This window comes from bacterium (assembly GCA_030652805.1).
Lineage (GTDB): Bacteria > JAHJDO01 > JAHJDO01 > JAHJDO01 > JAHJDO01 > JAHJDO01.
Window position 1 is genome coordinate 1 of sequence record JAUSPT010000003.1, and the last position, 3,650, is coordinate 3,650.

General features: G+C 36.7%; 3 protein-coding genes. All 3 read left to right on the plus strand.

Translation table 11 applies throughout. From position 1 onward, the window contains the following. Positions 1-182 precede the first annotated feature (182 nt). From Q7J67_00190 to Q7J67_00200, 3 genes are read left to right on the plus strand one after another with little or no spacing between them, the layout of a single operon-like run. Positions 183-1,409 (plus strand): HD domain-containing protein, encoded by a 1,227-nt coding sequence (locus Q7J67_00190; GenBank protein MDO9463714.1) that lies wholly within the window; start codon positions 183-185, stop codon positions 1,407-1,409. A 9-nt stretch (positions 1,410-1,418) separates the two neighbouring features. Then, positions 1,419-2,222, plus strand: coding sequence for an AmmeMemoRadiSam system protein B (amrB, locus tag Q7J67_00195; protein ID MDO9463715.1), 804 nt, complete (start codon positions 1,419-1,421; stop codon positions 2,220-2,222). Further along, positions 2,219-3,352, plus strand: a complete 1,134-nt coding sequence (locus Q7J67_00200) for a glycosyltransferase (GenBank protein ID MDO9463716.1) — start codon at positions 2,219-2,221, stop codon at positions 3,350-3,352. Before amrB ends, Q7J67_00200 begins: the two co-directional genes overlap by 4 nt. The last annotated feature ends 298 nt before the right edge of the window (positions 3,353-3,650 follow it).

Below are 3,650 nucleotides of genomic sequence, written 5' to 3' on the forward strand. Positions count from 1 at the left end.
CCAGCTGTAACAAATTGGCTGATTGAGTACAATTTTAATCGCCCTCATCAAGCGCTTGATTATTTAACACCCATGAGATATATTGAGAATCACAATGAGAATCTTAAACAAAAAGTGTTACCTATGTGCCCAGCCAGCACAGAGATTTGACAAAGACTTGAAATTTACATATCATGGTAAGCATGGAAAAAGTTCAAGAAGCAGTAGTAAGTGAGACAAAGCAAATCATAGAGCAGTTAGAAAAAACGAAAACTGCTCTCGACACGATAAAAGTTGAAAAAGCAGTAGGAAATGAGGCAAAACAAATCGCAGAGCAACTAGAAAAGACAAAAACTGCTCTCAACAAAAAAATAAAGCAACTAAATATTCTTCATAGAATCGGTGAAGCACTTACTCTCCAGCTGGATATACAGAAGTTACTAACGTCTATTATTAGATTAATCTCCCAAAAAACTTTAACAGAAAAAATATCTATTATGCTTGTGGACAAGAAAACAAAACGACTACAAATAAAAGCCGCAAAGGGCGTAACAAAAACAAAAATGAAAACTATTAAGTTTAAAATTGGCGAAGGCGTTGCCGGCTGGGTGGCAAAAGAAGGGAAACCTATCCTTATAAAAAACACACTTAAAGACCCTAGATTTGAAAACATTATTGCCAGGAGCGAAAAAAGACAGTTTATATGTGTGCCTATGAAAGTCAGAGGACAAACAATAGGTGTAATAAATGTTGAGGAAAAGGTTGGCGGGCTTGCTTTTACAAGAGACGACCTGACAATACTTACGACCATAGGTTATGAAGCTGCTGTAGCTGTAAGTAATGCTCTTCTTTTTGATGAACTTCAACAGAGTTACTTTAATACAATAACAGCTTTAGTTAAAGCCATGGAGGCAAAGGAGCCATATACACAAGGTCATTCAGATAGAGTTAAAAAATACGCCTCGGCTATAGCCAGAGAAGTGAATTTATCTGATGAAAATATAGAATTAATAAAACGGTTTGGTGCTTTACACGACATTGGAAAAATAGGAATCCCAATAAGAATACTAAATAAGCCGGGCAAGCTGACTAGGGAAGAATGGAAGATTATCAAAAGCCATCCGCGTATTGGAGTAACAATAATTGAAACTATAGATTTTATGAAATTAGCAAAACCAATTATTCTGAGTCATCATGAGCGGTATGATGGAAAAGGATATCCAATGAGACTGCGGGATAAAAAGATTCCATTACTTGCTAAAATATTCAGCATTGCAGATGCATATGATGCAATGTTATCTGACAGACCATATAGAAAGGCGTTTAGTAAAGAATGTGCTTTGGCTGAATTAGCACGGAGTGCAGGTACTCAATTTGATCCCCGCCTTGCCAAAGCAGCGATTAGGGTTTTCAAAAAACTAAAGGAATGAAGCATTATTATGCTCAGAAATCCTGCAGTAGCTGGACAATTCTATCCTGCCTCAAAAGAGCAGCTCATTTGCGAAATAGAAAAGTACATTAATAAAAAAACGTCAAAAGAAAAAATTCTGGGTATCGTCTCTCCTCATGCAGGTTATATGTGTTCGGGGGAAACTGCAGTGCTTACACTATCAAGAGCAGAACTGCCGGATAATATAATCATCTTGGGCCCTAATCATACTGGAGCTGGCGCAAGATTTTCCATAATGGCTCATGGCATGTGGAATACACCTATAGATAATGTCAATATTAACGGCGAACTTGCAGAAATAATACTGAATAAAACCAGTTTGATAAAAGAGGATGAAGAAGCGCAGATTTACGAATATTCGATAGAGGTTCAGCTCCCTATTATTCAATATCTTAAGAATAATTTTAGATTTGTCCCAATTGTGGTTTCATATGGTGATATTAAACAGTATCAGGAGATTGGGTACGCAATTGCGAGCGCAATAGAAGATTTTAAGGAGGAGGTGCTCATTATAGCCAGTTCTGATATGACGCATCACGAATCATCTGAAACTGCAAAAACCAAAGATAATCTGGCTATTGAATCTATATTAGCTTTGGATGAGGTAGAACTTTTTAATAGAGTTCACAAGCATAGTATTTCTATGTGTGGCTGTGGGTCTGTGTGCATTATGCTTGCAGCATGTAAGAAGCTAGGCGCAAAGTATGCAGAGCTGGTAAAATATACTAATAGCGGAGAGGTGACAGGCGATTTTTCTCAGGTAGTTGGGTATGCAGGGATAACTGTAAAGTGAATTCTTCTCCAAAACGCATCTTTTACCTTATCACAGACCTTGACATTGGTGGCGCGGAAAGCATGCTTTTTGAGCTGGTGCGTTTGGTTGATAAAGAAAAATTCTTACCAACAGTCGGATGCTTGAAGGGAAAAGGTGTTATAGGTGAGAGGATAGAGGCGCTTGGCATAAAAGTAAAGTATTTTCAGGTCGAAAGGTTCTGGAATATAATTAAACTTCTTAAGATTATATCTTTTTTTAAAAAAGAGAAATTCGATATCCTTCATTCCTATCTCTTTCATGCAAACATAATCGGAAGAGTCTTCGGAAGAATAGCTGGTATTCCGATTATCATTTCATCAATTCGCGTGTGTGAAAAAGGGAGAAGAAGTCATCTCTGGATGGATAGAATTACTAACTGGATGGTGGATATTGAGATATGTGTATCAAAAGAAGTTAAAAATTTCACAATAGAAAAAGCTGGCATACCAGAACATAAGCTTAAGATTGTTGAGAATGGAATTACTGATTCATTCCTTGATGCGGTCACATCGTGTAGAAATAAAAAAGAAGAAATAAAGGGGAAATTGGGATTAGATAATTCGCTCATTGTTGGAACTATTGCCAGATTATCCAGGCAGAAGGGAATAGAATATCTCATAAAAACAGTTAAAATAGTGATTAGCAAATTTCCTGATATTACATTTATCATAGCAGGAAAGAAACTGTGTAGAGAAAAGCTTGTTGACTTATCAATTGAGCTTGGCATCTCGGATAAGGTTAAGTTTCTTGGTTTTATAAAGGATATTCCAAAACTATTATCTGTTATAGATATTTTTGTTTTACCTTCTTTGTGGGAAGGAATGCCGAATGTGGTCTTAGAAGCTATGGCAGCCGAGAAACCAGTTATTGCAACTGATACAGGAGGATCAAAAGACATTATAGATAACAACATAAATGGTGTGCTAGTGGAACCTAAAAACTCAGAAGCGCTTGCTGAAGCTATATTAAAACTTTTAAAAAATCCTGATGAAAGAGAGAGATTAGGCAAAGCTGCAGAACAGAGAGTTAAAGAGAAATTCCCTATTGATAGAATGGTTTCCAAAACAGAACAAATTTATACCCAGCTTTTGACTGTAACACCAAAATGATTATGCCCCTTTCTGTCATAATGCCCTCCTCTTAAATCGGGTATTATAGCTTCCTTAAAAGCGGACATTTCTATTTTGGCTTGATAGCATAGGAAATTATATGAATCTATCTAATTTCAAATTATGCTATGATTGGTAGTGGTTATGTTGAATAACAGTCCTATCTACTACAAAAACAGGCTCATCCAGATATTTCGGGATCATTGGGAAGGGTTCAAGGAGTTTCATCCTGAGCATGTAGATGAAGATATTGAGGTTAATGTCCAAAAGATGCTGGGTTGTGGACTGTTCAAGAACG

What these genes read in the sequence shown, in the direction of transcription:
- amrB (MDO9463715.1), top strand. Translation starts at nt 1,419, where the DNA reads ATGCTCAGAAATCCTGCAGTAGCTGGACAATTCTATCCTGCCTCAAAA.
- Q7J67_00190 (MDO9463714.1), top strand. Translation starts at nt 183, where the DNA reads ATGGAAAAAGTTCAAGAAGCAGTAGTAAGTGAGACAAAGCAAATCATA.